We start from the raw sequence: 15,730 nt of genomic DNA on the forward strand, positions 1-15,730 counted from the left end.
GCGACTGGAACGAAGTTGTCCCGAGGGACGGAAGCTAACCAGGTAACCCGGCTACACGCTGTTGAACACCCAAGGGCCCACGACGCCCTCAGACTGTTCGCGGCCCGCCATTACCTACCGCCCCTCTCGCCAATCGTTCACCCCGTCGCATTCCCCGCCAGACCCGCCGTGACCGCCTAAGCTTCTGGTCAGCGAGCAGCCCTGCCCACGCATGTGAATGCAGGGCTGGCAAATGGATTTTTCCACCACAAGAAGACGCGACGAGGTTTACTTCCATGGCACTGACACGCGAACAGCAAATTGCAGCCCTCGAAAAAGACTGGGCTGAAAACCCACGCTGGAAAGGCGTGACCCGCGCTTATTCCGCTGCTGACGTCGTCCGCCTGCGTGGCTCGGTTCAACCTGAGCACACCTTTGCAAAACTCGGCGCCGAGAAGCTGTGGAACCTGGTGACCCAAGGTGCCAAGCCTTCCTTCCGTCCCGACAAAGATTTCGTCAACTGCATGGGCGCCCTCACTGGCGGCCAGGCAGTGCAACAGGTGAAAGCCGGCATCCAGGCGATCTACCTGTCCGGCTGGCAAGTGGCGGCGGACAACAACTCCGCTGAATCCATGTACCCCGACCAATCGCTGTACCCGGTGGACTCTGTGCCAACCGTGGTCAAGCGCATCAACAACTCGTTCCGTCGTGCCGACCAGATCCAGTGGAAAGCCGGCAAGAACCCAGGCGACGAAGGCTACATCGATTACTTCGCACCTATCGTGGCTGACGCTGAAGCCGGCTTCGGTGGCGTGCTGAACGCCTACGAACTGATGAAGAGCATGATCGAGGCAGGCGCCGCCGGTGTGCACTTCGAAGACCAGCTGGCTTCAGTGAAAAAATGCGGCCACATGGGCGGCAAGGTACTGGTTCCTACCCAGGAAGCCGTACAGAAGTTGACCGCTGCCCGCCTGGCCGCTGACGTTGCCGGTACACCAACCATCATCCTGGCCCGTACCGACGCCAACGCCGCTGACCTGCTGACGTCGGACTGCGACCCTTACGACCAGCCATTCGTGACCGGCGAGCGCACCCAGGAAGGTTTCTACAAGGTACGTGCCGGCCTGGACCAAGCGATTGCCCGTGGCCTGGCCTACGCGCCGTACGCCGACCTGATCTGGTGCGAAACCGCCAAGCCGGACCTAGACGAAGCGCGTCGTTTCGCCGAAGCCATCAAGAAGGAATACCCGGACCAACTGCTGTCCTACAACTGCTCGCCTTCCTTCAACTGGAAGAAAAACCTGGACGACGCGACCATCGCCAAGTTCCAGCGCGAACTGTCCGCCATGGGCTACAAGCACCAGTTCATCACCCTGGCCGGCATTCACAACATGTGGCACAGCATGTTCAACCTGGCGCATGACTACGCCCGCAACGACATGACGGCCTACGTGAAGCTGCAGGAGCAGGAGTTCGCTGACGCCGCCAAGGGTTACACCTTCGTGGCTCACCAGCAGGAAGTGGGCACCGGCTATTTCGACGACATGACTACCGTGATCCAGGGCGGCACCTCGTCCGTGACCGCGCTGACCGGTTCGACCGAAGAAGAGCAGTTCCACTAAGCACCGCGTACACGGCCACTGCGGCCCCAAGGAAGACCTAACCGCAGTGCCGCACGACAATCACGCCCCGACTGGTTCGGGGCGTTTTTTTTGTTTTCTGAAAATCCCCCCTGACAATAAAAAGTCAAAATGTGGGGACGGGCTTGCTCGCGAAAGCACTGGCTCAGTCAGCACATGTTTTCCTGGCACACCGCTTTCGCGAGCAAGCCCGCCCCCACAGGGGAAAGCGTCCAACCTGAAGATTTTGTGCAAAACATTGATCCAGAGCGGTATTCACCTGAATCAAATCGGTTAAAAGATCCCCGTCGACAACTAAGCGCCCTTCAAGCAAGTAACAACAACTTCCCGCGCCACACGAGAAACATTCGCTTAAACCCCACGCAAACAATAGTCATTATCATTTGGCGCGTGAAAACTTCGTTACAGTTGAAACAAAACTTAATTGTTCAAAAGCCCGCTAATGCCCACACCATAAGGGCTACAGCCCCAAGAAGGTGCACTATGTCCTTATTCCATCGAATAATTTCGCCATAGGAATTTTACTTGCCCGGTGTTTAGCCATAAAATCACCGCGATTGATTGCAGTGCGACATATCGTCACTGCATCGTTACTTTTTTCGAGCTCAGAGACCTTTGCTCTCTGTTAAGGATTTCCAGCATGACCGAAGCGACAGGACTCATGGCCCACAACTGGGGCTTTGCCATTTTCCTCCTCGGTGTTGTCGGCCTCTGCGCCTTCATGCTCGGCGTCTCCAGCCTCCTCGGGTCAAAAGCCTGGGGCCGCAGCAAAAATGAACCGTTCGAGTCCGGCATGCTGCCTACAGGTGGCGCCCGCTTGCGGCTCTCAGCCAAATTCTATCTGGTCGCGATGCTGTTCGTGATCTTCGATATCGAAGCCCTCTTTCTCTTTGCCTGGTCTGTGTCCGTCCGCGAAAGCGGCTGGACCGGATTCGTCGAAGCCCTCGTTTTCATAGCAATTCTGTTGGCAGGCCTTGTCTACCTATTTCGAGTGGGCGCCCTTGACTGGGCTCCGGAAGCTCGTCGTAAGCGGCAAGCGAAGCTGAAACAATGAGGCTTTGGCGATGCAATACAATCTCACCAGGATCGACCCGGATGCTCCTAACGAGCAGTACCCCATCGGCGAACGGGAAACCGTTTCCGACCCGTTAGAAGACCAAGTCCACAAAAACATCTACATGGGCAAGCTGGAAGACGTGCTGAGTGGCGCGGTCAACTGGGGACGTAAGAACTCCCTGTGGCCGTACAACTTTGGTCTTTCGTGCTGCTACGTGGAAATGACCACCGCCTTCACGGCGCCCCACGACATCGCGCGCTTTGGCGCCGAAGTTATCCGGGCATCGCCGCGTCAGGCGGATTTCATGGTTATCGCCGGAACCTGCTTTATCAAGATGGCGCCGATCATTCAGCGTCTCTACGAGCAAATGCTCGAGCCGAAGTGGGTTATCTCCATGGGTTCGTGCGCCAACTCCGGTGGCATGTACGACATCTACTCCGTTGTTCAAGGGGTGGACAAGTTCCTGCCCGTGGACGTCTACGTGCCTGGCTGCCCGCCCCGCCCTGAAGCATTTCTGCAAGGCTTGATGCTGTTGCAGGAATCGATTGGCAAGGAGCGTCGCCCACTTTCCTGGGTTGTCGGAGATCAAGGCGTTTACCGCGCCGAGATGCCGTCACAAAAGGAACAGCGCCGCGAACAGCGTATTCAGGTCACCAACCTGCGCAGCCCCGACGAAGTCTGATCCAGCACCGATTCTTTTATAGAACGAAAACCTGGCTTCATTCTTTACGTTGACCGAAAGCGATAAAAAACCATGACTACAGGCAGTGCTCTGTACATCCCGCCTTATAAGGCAGACGACCAGGATGTGGTCGTCGAACTCAATAACCGTTTTGGCCCTGACGCCTTCACCGCCCAGGCCACACGCACCGGTATGCCGGTGTTGTGGGTCGCGCGTGCCAAGCTTGTCGAAGTCCTGACCTTCCTGCGCAACCTGCCCAAGCCGTACGTCATGCTCTATGACCTGCATGGCGTGGACGAGCGTCTGCGCACCAAGCGCCAAGGCTTGCCGAGCGGCGCCGATTTCACCGTGTTCTACCACCTGATGTCGCTGGAACGTAACAGCGACGTGATGATCAAGGTCGCCCTGTCGGAAAGCGACTTGAGCATCCCGACCGTGACCGGTATCTGGCCGAACGCCAGCTGGTACGAGCGTGAAGTCTGGGACATGTTCGGCATCGACTTCCCCGGCCACCCGCACCTGACACGCATCATGATGCCGCCCACCTGGGAAGGTCACCCGCTGCGCAAGGACTTCCCTGCCCGCGCCACCGAATTCGATCCGTTCAGCCTCAACCTTGCCAAGCAACAGCTTGAAGAGGAAGCGGCGCGTTTCCGTCCGGAAGACTGGGGCATGAAACGCTCCGGCACCAACGAGGACTACATGTTCCTCAACCTGGGCCCGAACCACCCTTCGGCCCACGGCGCCTTCCGTATCATCCTGCAACTGGACGGCGAAGAAATCGTCGACTGCGTACCGGACATCGGCTACCACCACCGTGGTGCCGAGAAGATGGCCGAGCGTCAGTCGTGGCACAGCTTCATCCCGTACACCGACCGTATCGACTACCTCGGCGGCGTGATGAACAATCTGCCGTACGTGCTCTCGGTCGAGAAACTCGCTGGCATCAAGGTGCCGGACCGCGTCGACACCATCCGCATCATGATGGCCGAGTTCTTCCGGATCACCAGTCACCTGCTGTTCCTGGGGACCTATATCCAGGACGTCGGCGCCATGACCCCGGTGTTTTTCACGTTCACCGACCGTCAGCGCGCCTACAAGGTCATCGAAGCCATCACCGGTTTCCGCCTGCACCCGGCCTGGTACCGCATCGGCGGCGTGGCCCACGACCTGCCGAATGGCTGGGATCGCCTGGTCAAGGAATTCATCGACTGGATGCCCAAGCGTCTGGACGAGTACCAAAAGGCTGCGCTGGATAACAGCATCCTCAAGGGCCGTACCATCGGCGTCGCCCAGTACAACACCAAAGAGGCCCTGGAATGGGGTGTCACCGGTGCTGGCCTGCGCTCCACCGGCTGCGATTTCGACCTGCGTAAAGCGCGCCCGTACTCGGGCTACGAGAACTTCGAATTCGAAGTCCCGTTGGCGGCCAATGGCGATGCCTACGACCGCTGCATCGTGCGCGTCGAAGAAATGCGCCAGAGCCTGAAGATCATCGAGCAATGCATGCGCAACATGCCGGCCGGCCCGTACAAAGCGGATCACCCGCTGACCACGCCGCCGCCGAAAGAGCGCACGCTGCAGCACATCGAAACCCTGATCACGCACTTCCTGCAAGTTTCGTGGGGCCCGGTCATGCCGGCCAACGAATCCTTCCAGATGATCGAAGCGACCAAGGGTATCAACAGTTATTACCTGACGAGCGATGGCGGCACCATGAGCTACCGCACCCGGATCCGTACCCCAAGCTTTGCCCACTTGCAGCAGATCCCTTCGGTGATCAAAGGCGAGATGGTCGCGGACTTGATTGCGTACCTGGGTAGTATCGATTTCGTTATGGCCGACGTGGACCGCTAAGCATGAACAGCACGCTTATCCAGACAGACCGTTTCACCCTCAGTGAAACCGAGCGCTCGGCCATCGAGCACGAGCTGCATCACTACGAAGACCCGCGCGCGGCGTCGATCGAAGCCTTGAAGATCGTGCAGAAGGAACGTGGCTGGGTGCCGGACGGCGCCCTCTACGCCATCGGCGAGATCCTCGGCATCCCTGCCAGCGACGTTGAAGGTGTAGCCACGTTCTACAGCCAGATCTTCCGTCAGCCAGTGGGCCGCCACATCATTCGCGTGTGCGACAGCATGGTCTGCTATATCGGCGGCCACGAATCCGTGGTCAGCGAAATCCAGAACAAGCTGGGCATCGGCCTCGGCCAGACCACCCCGGACGGCCGCTTCACGCTGCTGCCGGTGTGCTGCCTGGGCAACTGCGACAAGGCGCCGGCGTTGATGATCGACGACGACACATTCGGTGACGTGCAGCCCGCTGGCGTGACCCAATTGCTCGAGGGCTACCCATGACCCTGACTTCTTTCGGTCCGGCCAACCTGATCAAGCGTTCGCCTGAGACCCACCCGCTGACCTGGCGCCTGCGTGACGATGCCGAGCCCGTGTGGCTCGACGAGTACCAGGCCAAGAATGGTTACGCCGCTGCGCGCAAAGCCTTCGCCGACATGGCCCAGGACGACATCGTCCAGACCGTGAAAGACGCCGGCCTCAAAGGCCGCGGCGGTGCAGGCTTCCCCACGGGCGTAAAGTGGGGCCTGATGCCAAAAGACGAATCCATCAACATCCGCTACCTGCTGTGCAACGCGGATGAAATGGAGCCGAACACCTGGAAAGACCGCATGCTGATGGAGCAACTGCCCCATCTGCTGATCGAAGGCATGCTGATCAGCGCCCGCGCGCTGAAAACCTACCGTGGCTACATCTTCCTGCGTGGCGAATACACCACCGCCGCCAAGCACCTCAACCGTGCCGTGGAAGAAGCCAAGGCTGCTGGCCTGCTGGGCAAGAACATCCTCGGCTCCGGTTTCGACTTCGAGCTGTTCGTGCACACCGGCGCCGGGCGTTATATCTGCGGTGAAGAAACCGCACTGATCAACTCCCTCGAAGGCCGCCGCGCCAACCCGCGTTCCAAGCCGCCCTTCCCTGCTGCTGTAGGCGTGTGGGGCAAGCCGACGTGCGTGAACAACGTCGAGACGCTGTGCAACGTGCCGGCGATCATCGCCGACGGCGTGGACTGGTACAAATCCTTGGCCCGCGAAGGCAGCGAAGACATGGGCACCAAGCTCATGGGCTTCTCCGGCAAGGTCAAGAACCCTGGCCTGTGGGAACTGCCGTTTGGCGTGACCGCTCGCGAGCTGTTCGAGGACTACGCCGGCGGCATGCGCGACGGCTACACCTTGAAAGCCTGGCAACCAGGCGGTGCCGGTACCGGTTTCCTGCTCCCTGAGCACCTCGATGCACAAATGTATGCCGGCGGCATCGGCAAGGTGGGCACCCGGATGGGTACCGGCCTGGCGATGGCGGTGGACAACACCGTGAACATGGTCTCGCTGCTGCGCAACATGGAGCAGTTCTTTGCCCGGGAATCCTGCGGCTTCTGCACCCCATGCCGCGACGGCCTGCCCTGGAGCGTGAAGCTGCTGATGGCCCTGGAAAACGGCGAAGGCCGCGAGGGTGATATCGAAACCCTGCTGGGCCTGGTCGGTTTCCTCGGCCCAGGCAAGACCTTCTGTGCTCACGCACCGGGCGCCGTGGAGCCATTGGGCAGCGCCATCAAATACTTCCGCTCGGAGTTCGAAGCCGGCATCGCGCCTACCAGCGCCGCCGTCCCGCCTCTGGCAAGGCCGATCGTAGTCGGCGCGTAACGCTTTAAAAGGCGAAGGGTCCGTGCCCTTCAACTGCTCATGGGCTGACGCCGTAAAGGCTGTGTTGATGCCCATGAATAACAAGATTCCATTAGCCACGCCCGCTGACAACGGGCCAACGAAGAACTTTGAACCATGGCCACTATCCACGTAGACGGCAAAGCGCTCGAAGTCGATGGGGCAGACAACCTGTTACAGGCATGTCTCTCACTAGGCCTCGACATCCCGTATTTCTGCTGGCACCCCGCGCTTGGTAGCGTCGGTGCCTGTCGCCAGTGCGCGGTCAAGCAATACACCGACGAGAACGACACCCGTGGTCGTATCGTCATGTCCTGCATGACCCCAGCTACCGACAACACCTGGATCTCCATCGACGATGAAGAATCCAAGGCGTTCCGCGCCAGTGTCGTCGAGTGGCTGATGACCAACCACCCCCACGACTGCCCGGTCTGTGAGGAAGGCGGTCACTGCCACCTGCAAGACATGACGGTGATGACGGGTCACAACGAGCGCCGTTATCGCTTCACCAAGCGTACCCACCAGAACCAGGACCTCGGCCCGTTCATTTCCCACGAAATGAACCGCTGCATCGCCTGCTATCGCTGCGTACGCTTCTATAAGGACTACGCCGGCGGCACCGACCTTGGCGTTTTCGGTGCCCACGACAACGTGTACTTCGGTCGCGTTGAGGACGGCGTGCTCGAAAGCGAGTTCTCCGGCAACCTCACCGAGGTCTGCCCGACCGGTGTGTTCACCGACAAGACCCACTCCGAGCGCTACAACCGTAAATGGGACATGCAGTTCGCCCCGAGCATCTGCCATGGCTGCTCCAGCGGTTGCAACATCTCCCCGGGCGAGCGCTACGGCGAACTGCGTCGGATCGAAAACCGCTTCAACGGTTCGGTCAACCAGTACTTCCTGTGCGACCGTGGCCGTTTCGGCTATGGCTACGTCAACCGCGAAGACCGCCCACGCCAGCCGCTGCTGGCCGGCGGCGCGAAGCTGAACACCGACGAGGCCCTGGATAAAGCCGCCGAGCTGTTGCGCGGCCGCAACATCGTTGGTATCGGTTCGCCGCGCGCCAGCCTCGAAAGCAACTTCGCGTTGCGCGAGCTGGTGGGTGCCGAGCACTTCTACTCCGGTATCGAAGCCGGTGAGCTGGAGCGCATCCGTCTGGTCCTGCAGGTGCTGAACGACAGCCCGCTGCCCGTCCCGAACATGCGCGACATCGAAGACCACGACGCCATCTTCGTGCTCGGTGAAGACCTGACCCAGACCGCCGCCCGCATCGCCCTGTCGCTGCGCCAGTCGGTCAAAGGCAAGGCCGAAGACATGGCCGACGCCATGCGCGTCCAGCCTTGGCTCGACGCCGCGGTGAAAAACATCGGCCAGCACGCGCTGAACCCGTTGTTTATCGCCAGCCTGGCTGAAACCAAGCTCGACGACATCGCCGAAGAATGCGTACACGCAGCACCAGACGACCTGGCCCGCATCGGTTTCGCCGTGGCCCACGCCCTCGACGCCAGCGCACCGGCTGTCGAAGGCCTGGACACCGAAGCCGTCGAACTGGCCCAGCGCATCGCCGACGCCCTGCTGGCAGCCAAGCGTCCATTGATCATTGCCGGCACCTCCCTGGGTTCCAAGGCGCTGATCGAAGCCGCTGCCAACATCGCCAAGGCGTTGAAGCTGCGCGACAAGAACGGCTCCATCAGCCTGGTCGTGCCGGAAGCCAACAGCCTTGGCCTGGCCATGCTTGGCGGCGAGTCCCTGGACGCAGCCCTGCAAGCGGTCATCGACGGTAAAGCCGACGCCATCGTGGTGCTGGAAAACGACCTGTACACCCGCACCGATGCCGCCAAGGTTGACGCTGCACTGGACGCCGCCAAGGTCCTGATCGTCGCCGACCACCAGAAGACCGCTACCAGCGACCGCGCCCACCTGGTGCTGCCAGCCGCCACCTTCGCCGAAGGCGACGGTACCCTGGTCAGCCAGGAAGGCCGCGCGCAGCGCTTCTTCCAGGTGTTCGATCCGAAGTACATGGACGCCAGCATCCTGGTTCACGAAGGCTGGCGCTGGCTGCATGCCCTGCGCTCGACCCTGCTGAACCAGCCGATCGACTGGACCCAGCTCGACCACGTCACCGCCGCCGCCGCGGCAAGCGCGCCGCAGCTGGCACGTATCGTCGACGCTGCACCGTCCGCCGCGTTCCGCATCAAGGGCATGAAACTGGCCCGTGAACCGCTGCGTTACTCCGGTCGTACCGCCATGCGTGCCGATATCAGCGTGCATGAACCACGTACCCCGCAAGACAACGACACCGCGTTCGCCTTCTCCATGGAAGGCTACTCGGGTTCGGCCGAACCGCGTCAGCAGGTGCCATTCGCCTGGTCGCCGGGCTGGAACTCGCCGCAGGCCTGGAACAAGTTCCAGGACGAAGTCGGTGGTCACATCCGCGCTGGCGACCCGGGCACCCGCCTGATCGAAACCCAGGGCGACTCGTTGAACTGGTTCGCCGCCGTACCGCGTCCGTTCAACCCGGCCCAGGGCACCTGGCAGGTTGTGCCGTTCTTCCACCTGTTCGGCAGCGAAGAGACTTCGTCCAAAGCCGCACCGGTTCAAGAACGTATCCCGACTGCCTACGTATCCGTGGCCAAGTCTGAAGCCGACCGCCTGGGCGTCAACGACGGGGCCCTGCTCAGCCTGAACGTGGCCGGCCAGACCCTGCGTCTGCCGCTGCGCATCAATGATGAGTTGGGTGCCGGCCTGGTTGCACTGCCGAAAGGCCTCGCCGGTATTCCACCGGCGATCTTTGGCAAAACCGTTGACGGTCTGCAGGAGGCAGCGCAATGACCTGGTTCACCCCTGAAGTGATCGACGTGATCATCTCGGTCGTCAAGGCCATCGTGATCCTGTTGGCCGTGGTCGTCGCGGGCGCCCTGCTCAGCTTCGTCGAACGTCGCCTGCTGGGCTGGTGGCAGGACCGTTACGGTCCGAACCGCGTTGGCCCGTTTGGTATGTTCCAGATCGCCGCCGACATGCTGAAAATGTTCTTCAAGGAAGACTGGACCCCGCCGTTTGCCGACAAGGTGATCTTCACCCTGGCACCGGTCGTGGCCATGAGCGCCTTGCTGATCGCCTTCGCGATCATCCCGATCACCCCGACCTGGGGCGTGGCGGACCTGAACATCGGCTTGCTGTTCTTCTTCGCCATGGCCGGTCTTTCGGTCTACGCGGTGCTGTTCGCCGGGTGGTCGAGTAACAACAAGTTCGCCCTGCTGGGTAGCTTGCGGGCGTCGGCCCAGACCGTGTCCTACGAAGTGTTCATGGGCCTCGCGCTGATGGGCATCGTGGTGCAGGTCGGCTCGTTCAACATGCGCGACATCGTCGAGTACCAAGCGCAGAACCTGTGGTTCATCATTCCGCAGTTCTTCGGCTTCTGCACCTTCTTCATCGCTGGCGTCGCCGTGACTCACCGTCACCCGTTCGACCAGCCGGAAGCGGAACAGGAACTGGCCGACGGTTACCACATTGAATACGCCGGCATGAAATGGGGCATGTTCTTCGTTGGTGAGTACATCGGCATCATCTTGATCTCGGCCCTGCTGGTCACGCTGTTCTTCGGCGGCTGGCACGGTCCATTCGGCATCCTGCCGCAGTTGGCGTTCTTCTGGTTCTTCCTGAAGACCGCGTTCTTCATCATGTTGTTTATCCTGCTGCGCGCTTCCATTCCGCGTCCACGATACGACCAGGTGATGGATTTCAGCTGGCGCTTCTGCCTGCCACTGACCCTGATCAATTTGCTGGTGACTGCTGCCGTTGTGTTGTTGAACACGCCAGCGGCCGCGGTTCAGTGAGGATTTGACCCATGTTCAAATATATTGGCGACATCGTTAAGGGTACCGGTACCCAGTTGCGAAGCCTGGTGATGGTGTTCGGTCACGGCTTCCGCAAACGCGACACCCTGCAATACCCGGAAGAAGCGGTGTACCTGCCGCCGCGCTATCGCGGCCGCATCGTGCTGACCCGCGACCCCGATGGCGAGGAGCGTTGCGTAGCCTGCAACCTCTGCGCCGTGGCGTGCCCGGTGGGTTGCATCTCCCTGCAGAAAGCTGAAACCGAAGACGGTCGCTGGTACCCGGACTTCTTCCGCATCAACTTCTCGCGCTGCATTTTCTGCGGCCTCTGCGAGGAAGCTTGCCCGACCACCGCAATCCAGCTGACACCGGATTTCGAGATGGCCGAGTTCAAACGTCAGGACCTGGTGTACGAGAAAGAAGATCTGCTGATCTCTGGTCCCGGTAAAAACCCTGATTACAACTTCTATCGTGTTGCAGGTATGGCCGTTGCCGGTAAGCCGAAAGGCGCCGCACAAAACGAAGCCGAGCCGATCAACGTGAAGAGCTTGCTGCCTTAAGGAAGAAAGATGGAATTCGCTTTCTATTTCGCATCGGGTATCGCGGTTGTGTCCACGCTTCGCGTGATCACCAACACCAACCCCGTGCACGCCCTGCTCTACCTGATCATTTCGCTGATCGCCGTGGCCATGACCTTCTTCAGCCTCGGCGCACCGTTCGCCGGTGTGCTGGAAGTGATCGCCTACGCTGGCGCCATCATGGTGCTGTTCGTGTTTGTGGTGATGATGCTCAACCTGGGGCCGGCTTCGGTCGCCCAGGAGCGCGTCTGGCTCAAGCCCGGCATCTGGCTCGGCCCGGTTGTGCTGGCAGCGCTGCTGCTGGGTGAACTGCTGTATGTGCTGTTCGCTCACCAGAGCGGCCAGGCCATCGGCCACACCACCGTAGACGCGAAAGCCGTGGGCATCAGCCTGTTCGGCCCGTATCTGCTGGTGGTCGAACTGGCTTCGATGCTGCTGCTCGCTGCAGCCATCACCGCCTTCCACTTGGGCCGCAACGAAGCCAAGGAGCAATGACGATGCCTGCTATCCCTTTGGAGCATGGTCTGGCGGTCGCCGGCATCCTGTTCTGCCTTGGCCTGGTCGGCCTGATGGTCCGCCGTAACATTCTGTTCGTGTTGATGAGCCTGGAAATCATGATGAACGCCGCGGCACTCGCGTTCATCGTTGCGGGTGCACGTTGGGTCCAGCCGGATGGACAAGTCATGTTCATCCTGGTGATCAGCCTGGCAGCCGCCGAGGCCAGCATTGGCCTGGCGATCCTGCTGCAACTGTATCGTCGCTTCCACACGCTTGATATCGACGCTGCCAGTGAGATGCGCGGATGAACATGATCTTTCTGACTTTCGTATTCCCCCTGATCGGTTTCCTGCTGCTGTCGTTCTCTCGCGGGCGCTGGTCGGAAAACCTCTCGGCCTTGATCGGCGTGGGCTCTATTGGCCTGTCGGCCATTGTGGCCGCCTACGTCATCTGGCAATTCAACGTGGCGCCGCCGGAAGGCGGTCACTACACCCTGGTGCTGTGGCAGTGGATGTCGGTGGAGGGCTTCAAGCCCAACTTCGCCCTCTACGTCGACGGCCTGTCGATCACCATGCTGGGCGTGGTTGTTGGCGTGGGCTTCCTGATCCACCTGTTCGCGTCCTGGTACATGCGCGGTGAAGCGGGTTACTCGCGCTTCTTCTCGTACACCAACCTGTTTATCGCCAGCATGCTGTTCCTGGTGCTCGGCGATAACCTGTTGTTCCTGTACTTCGGCTGGGAAGGCGTGGGCCTGTGCTCGTACCTGTTGATCGGTTTCTACTACAGCAACCGCAACAACGGTAACGCGGCACTCAAGGCGTTCATCGTCACCCGCATCGGCGACGTGTTCATGGCCATCGGCCTGTTCATCCTGTTCCAACAAGTGGGCACGCTGAACATCCAGGAACTGCTGGTGCTGGCACCGCAGAAATTCCAGGTCGGTGACTTCTGGATCACCCTGGCCACCCTGATGCTGCTGGGCGGCGCCGTGGGTAAATCCGCGCAACTGCCACTGCAAACCTGGCTGGCGGACGCGATGGCCGGCCCTACCCCGGTTTCCGCACTGATCCACGCGGCAACCATGGTAACTGCCGGTGTGTACCTGATCGCCCGTACCCATGGCCTGTTCACCCTGGCGCCGGACATCCTGCATCTTGTAGGCATCGTCGGTGGCGTGACCCTGGTACTGGCCGGCTTCGCCGCGCTGGTGCAGACCGACATCAAGCGGATCCTCGCCTACTCGACCATGAGCCAGATCGGCTACATGTTCCTGGCCCTGGGCGTTGGCGCCTGGGACGCGGCGATCTTCCACCTGATGACCCACGCCTTCTTCAAGGCCCTGCTGTTCCTTGCTTCCGGTGCGGTGATCGTTGCCTGCCATCACGAGCAGAACATCTTCAAGATGGGCGGCCTGTGGAAGAAACTGCCATTGGCCTACGCCAGCTTCATCGTCGGTGGTGCCGCACTCGCAGCCCTGCCGTTGGTGACCGCCGGTTTCTACTCGAAGGATGAAATCCTCTGGGAAGCCTTTGCCAGCGGTAACCAGAACCTGCTGTATGCAGGCCTGGTGGGTGCGTTCATGACCTCGCTGTACACCTTCCGCCTGATCTTCATCACCTTCCACGGTGAAGCCAAGACTGAAGCCCACGCAGGTCACGGCATCTCGCACTGGTTGCCATTGTCGGTGCTGATCATCCTGTCGACTTTTGTTGGCGCCATGATCACCCCGCCGCTGCACGGTGTGTTGCCACAAAGCGTCGGTCATGCCGGCGGCGAAGCCCAGCACAGCCTGGAAATCGCGTCGGGCGCCATTGCTATCGCCGGTATCCTGTTGGCGGCCCTGCTGTTCCTCGGCAAGCGTCGCTTCGTGACAGCCGTGGCCAACAGTGGCATTGGCCGTTTCCTGTCGGCCTGGTGGTTCGCTGCCTGGGGCTTCGACTGGATCTACGACAAACTGTTCGTCAAGCCTTACCTGGCTATCAGCCACATTTTGCGTAAAGACCCGCTTGACCAAACCATCGGTTTGATCCCGCGTGCCGCCAAGGCCGGTCACACCGCCTTGAGCCGCAGCGAGACGGGTCAATTGCGTTGGTATGCAGCTTCCATGGCGGCAGGTGCCGTTTTGGTGATCGGCGCCATCGTCGTGGTAGCGGTCTGATATGAACTTTGCGAACTTGCGAAAGGAAACGAGCCTGTCATGATTCTGCCCTGGCTAATCCTGATCCCCTTCATCGGCGGCCTGCTCTGCTGGATGGGTGAACGCTTCGGCGCCACCCTCCCCCGCTGGATTGCGTTGCTGACCATGTCCCTGGAACTCGCACTCGGCCTTTGGCTGTGGGCCCATGGCGACTATTCATTTGCTCCGGCACCGGGTGTCGATCCCACCTTCGCGCTTGAATTCAAGCACGTGTGGATCCAGCGCTTCGGCATCAACGTGCACCTGGCCCTCGACGGCCTGTCGCTGTTGATGATCCTGCTGACCGGCCTGCTGGGTATCCTCTCGGTACTCTGCTCCTGGAAAGAGATCCAGCGTCATGTGGGCTTCTTCCACCTGAACCTGATGTGGATCCTGGGCGGCGTCGTCGGCGTGTTCCTCGCCCTTGACCTGTTCATGTTCTTCTTCTTCTGGGAAATGATGCTGGTGCCGATGTACTTCCTCATCGCGCTCTGGGGTCACAGTTCTTCGGACGGCAAGAAAACCCGGATCTACGCAGCGACCAAGTTCTTCATCTTCACCCAGGCTTCCGGCCTGATCATGTTGGTGGCGATCCTGGGTCTGGTACTGGTCAACTTCAACAACACCGGCGTGATTACCTTCAACTACGCCGACCTGTTGAAAACCAAGATGTCGCTGACCACCGAGTACATCCTGATGCTGGGCTTCTTCATCGCGTTCGCGGTGAAGCTGCCGGTGGTGCCGTTCCACTCCTGGCTGCCTGACGCTCACGCCCAGGCGCCGACCGCCGGCTCCGTGGACCTGGCCGGTATCTTGCTGAAAACCGCTGCCTACGGCCTGCTGCGTTTCGCCCTGCCGCTGTTCCCGAATGCCTCGGCCGAATTCGCGCCGATCGCCATGACCCTCGGTCTGATCGGGATCTTCTACGGTGCGTTCCTGGCCTTTGCGCAAACCGACATCAAGCGTCTGATCGCCTTCTCGTCCGTTTCCCACATGGGCTTCGTACTGATCGGCATCTACTCCGGCAGCCAACTGGCACTGCAAGGCGCAGTGATCCAGATGTTGGCCCACGGTGTCTCGGCCGCTGCCCTCTTTATCCTGAGTGGCCAGTTGTACGAGCGCCTGCACACCCGTGACATGCGTGAAATGGGTGGCGTGTGGTCACGCATCGCGTACCTGCCGGCGATCAGCCTGTTCTTCGCCGCCGCGTCGCTGGGCTTGCCAGGCACCGGTAACTTCATCGGCGAGTTCCTGATCCTGATGGGTGCCTTCGTGCAAACGCCGTGGATCAGCGCCATTGCAACGTCCGGCCTGGTGTTCGGTTCGGTCTACTCGCTGATCATGATCCACCGCGCCTACTTCGGCCCGGCCAAGTCCGACACCGTCCTGCAAGGGATGGATGCTCGCGAACTGATCATGGTGCTCGGCCTTGCGGTGCTGCTGATTTACATCGGCGTGTACCCGCAACCGTTCCTGGACACTTCTGCCGCGACGATGCATGGCGTGCAGCAGTGGTTCGGCACCGCCTTCTCTCAACTCGCTTCGGCCCGGTAAGAG

At 60.6% G+C, this 15,730-nt stretch carries 13 protein-coding genes; all 13 read left to right on the forward strand.

Annotation, left to right across the window (positions count from 1 at the left end; all coding sequences use genetic code 11):
- Positions 1-275: 275 nt before the first annotated feature.
- The 13 genes from aceA (at position 276) to nuoM (ending at position 15,727) form a co-directional block, all read left to right on the forward strand.
- Positions 276-1,601, forward strand: coding sequence for an isocitrate lyase (gene aceA, locus AB4N92_RS00630; RefSeq protein ID WP_003174717.1), 1,326 nt, complete (start codon positions 276-278; stop codon positions 1,599-1,601).
- 658 nt (positions 1,602-2,259) lie between these two features.
- Positions 2,260-2,673, forward strand: a complete 414-nt coding sequence (locus tag AB4N92_RS00635; protein WP_003219575.1) for an NADH-quinone oxidoreductase subunit A — start codon at positions 2,260-2,262, stop codon at positions 2,671-2,673.
- Positions 2,674-2,683: 10 nt separating this feature from the next.
- A complete protein-coding gene (locus AB4N92_RS00640) occupies positions 2,684-3,358 on the forward strand; it encodes a NuoB/complex I 20 kDa subunit family protein (protein WP_003219572.1) in 675 nt (224 codons plus the stop codon).
- Between the two features lie 72 nt (positions 3,359-3,430).
- Positions 3,431-5,215 (forward strand): NADH-quinone oxidoreductase subunit C/D, encoded by a 1,785-nt coding sequence (gene nuoC, locus AB4N92_RS00645; protein ID WP_021492763.1) that lies wholly within the window; start codon positions 3,431-3,433, stop codon positions 5,213-5,215.
- 2 nt (positions 5,216-5,217) lie between these two features.
- Positions 5,218-5,715, forward strand: coding sequence for an NADH-quinone oxidoreductase subunit NuoE (gene nuoE, locus AB4N92_RS00650; protein ID WP_003174721.1), 498 nt, complete (start codon positions 5,218-5,220; stop codon positions 5,713-5,715).
- Complete coding sequence (nuoF, locus tag AB4N92_RS00655; protein ID WP_003174722.1) at positions 5,712-7,067, forward strand: NADH-quinone oxidoreductase subunit NuoF; 1,356 nt, start codon at positions 5,712-5,714, stop codon at positions 7,065-7,067. Before nuoE ends, nuoF begins: the two co-directional genes overlap by 4 nt.
- 135 nt (positions 7,068-7,202) lie before the next feature.
- Positions 7,203-9,917: an NADH-quinone oxidoreductase subunit NuoG gene (gene nuoG, locus AB4N92_RS00660; RefSeq protein WP_236266941.1), complete on the forward strand. Its 2,715-nt coding sequence runs from the start codon at positions 7,203-7,205 to the stop codon at positions 9,915-9,917.
- A complete protein-coding gene (nuoH, locus tag AB4N92_RS00665) occupies positions 9,914-10,921 on the forward strand; it encodes an NADH-quinone oxidoreductase subunit NuoH (RefSeq protein WP_003174724.1) in 1,008 nt (335 codons plus the stop codon). The genes nuoG and nuoH overlap by 4 nt, the downstream gene beginning before the upstream one ends.
- An 11-nt stretch (positions 10,922-10,932) precedes the next feature.
- Positions 10,933-11,481, forward strand: coding sequence for an NADH-quinone oxidoreductase subunit NuoI (gene nuoI / locus AB4N92_RS00670; protein WP_003174725.1), 549 nt, complete (start codon positions 10,933-10,935; stop codon positions 11,479-11,481).
- A 9-nt stretch (positions 11,482-11,490) separates the two neighbouring features.
- Entirely contained in the window at positions 11,491-11,994 is a 504-nt protein-coding gene (gene nuoJ / locus AB4N92_RS00675) for an NADH-quinone oxidoreductase subunit J (protein WP_003174726.1), read from the forward strand.
- A gap of 2 nt (positions 11,995-11,996) precedes the next feature.
- Positions 11,997-12,305: an NADH-quinone oxidoreductase subunit NuoK gene (gene nuoK / locus AB4N92_RS00680; RefSeq protein WP_236266940.1), complete on the forward strand. Its 309-nt coding sequence runs from the start codon at positions 11,997-11,999 to the stop codon at positions 12,303-12,305.
- A complete protein-coding gene (nuoL, locus tag AB4N92_RS00685; protein WP_021492765.1) occupies positions 12,302-14,155 on the forward strand; it encodes an NADH-quinone oxidoreductase subunit L in 1,854 nt (617 codons plus the stop codon). Before nuoK ends, nuoL begins: the two co-directional genes overlap by 4 nt.
- A 39-nt stretch (positions 14,156-14,194) precedes the next feature.
- Positions 14,195-15,727, forward strand: coding sequence for an NADH-quinone oxidoreductase subunit M (gene nuoM / locus AB4N92_RS00690; protein WP_010209575.1), 1,533 nt, complete (start codon positions 14,195-14,197; stop codon positions 15,725-15,727).
- Positions 15,728-15,730 lie beyond the last annotated feature (3 nt).

The organism is Pseudomonas sp. S3_A09, from assembly GCF_054668065.1.

Bases quoted from the DNA above. Each gene is read 5' to 3' on its own strand.
- aceA (WP_003174717.1), top strand. From the start codon at position 276: ATGGCACTGACACGCGAACAGCAAATTGCAGCCCTCGAAAAAGACTGG.
- AB4N92_RS00635 (WP_003219575.1), top strand. From the start codon at position 2,260: ATGACCGAAGCGACAGGACTCATGGCCCACAACTGGGGCTTTGCCATT.
- AB4N92_RS00640 (WP_003219572.1), top strand. From the start codon at position 2,684: ATGCAATACAATCTCACCAGGATCGACCCGGATGCTCCTAACGAGCAG.
- nuoC (WP_021492763.1), top strand. From the start codon at position 3,431: ATGACTACAGGCAGTGCTCTGTACATCCCGCCTTATAAGGCAGACGAC.
- nuoE (WP_003174721.1), top strand. From the start codon at position 5,218: ATGAACAGCACGCTTATCCAGACAGACCGTTTCACCCTCAGTGAAACC.
- nuoF (WP_003174722.1), top strand. From the start codon at position 5,712: ATGACCCTGACTTCTTTCGGTCCGGCCAACCTGATCAAGCGTTCGCCT.
- nuoG (WP_236266941.1), top strand. From the start codon at position 7,203: ATGGCCACTATCCACGTAGACGGCAAAGCGCTCGAAGTCGATGGGGCA.
- nuoH (WP_003174724.1), top strand. From the start codon at position 9,914: ATGACCTGGTTCACCCCTGAAGTGATCGACGTGATCATCTCGGTCGTC.
- nuoI (WP_003174725.1), top strand. From the start codon at position 10,933: ATGTTCAAATATATTGGCGACATCGTTAAGGGTACCGGTACCCAGTTG.
- nuoJ (WP_003174726.1), top strand. From the start codon at position 11,491: ATGGAATTCGCTTTCTATTTCGCATCGGGTATCGCGGTTGTGTCCACG.
- nuoK (WP_236266940.1), top strand. From the start codon at position 11,997: ATGCCTGCTATCCCTTTGGAGCATGGTCTGGCGGTCGCCGGCATCCTG.
- nuoL (WP_021492765.1), top strand. From the start codon at position 12,302: ATGAACATGATCTTTCTGACTTTCGTATTCCCCCTGATCGGTTTCCTG.
- nuoM (WP_010209575.1), top strand. From the start codon at position 14,195: ATGATTCTGCCCTGGCTAATCCTGATCCCCTTCATCGGCGGCCTGCTC.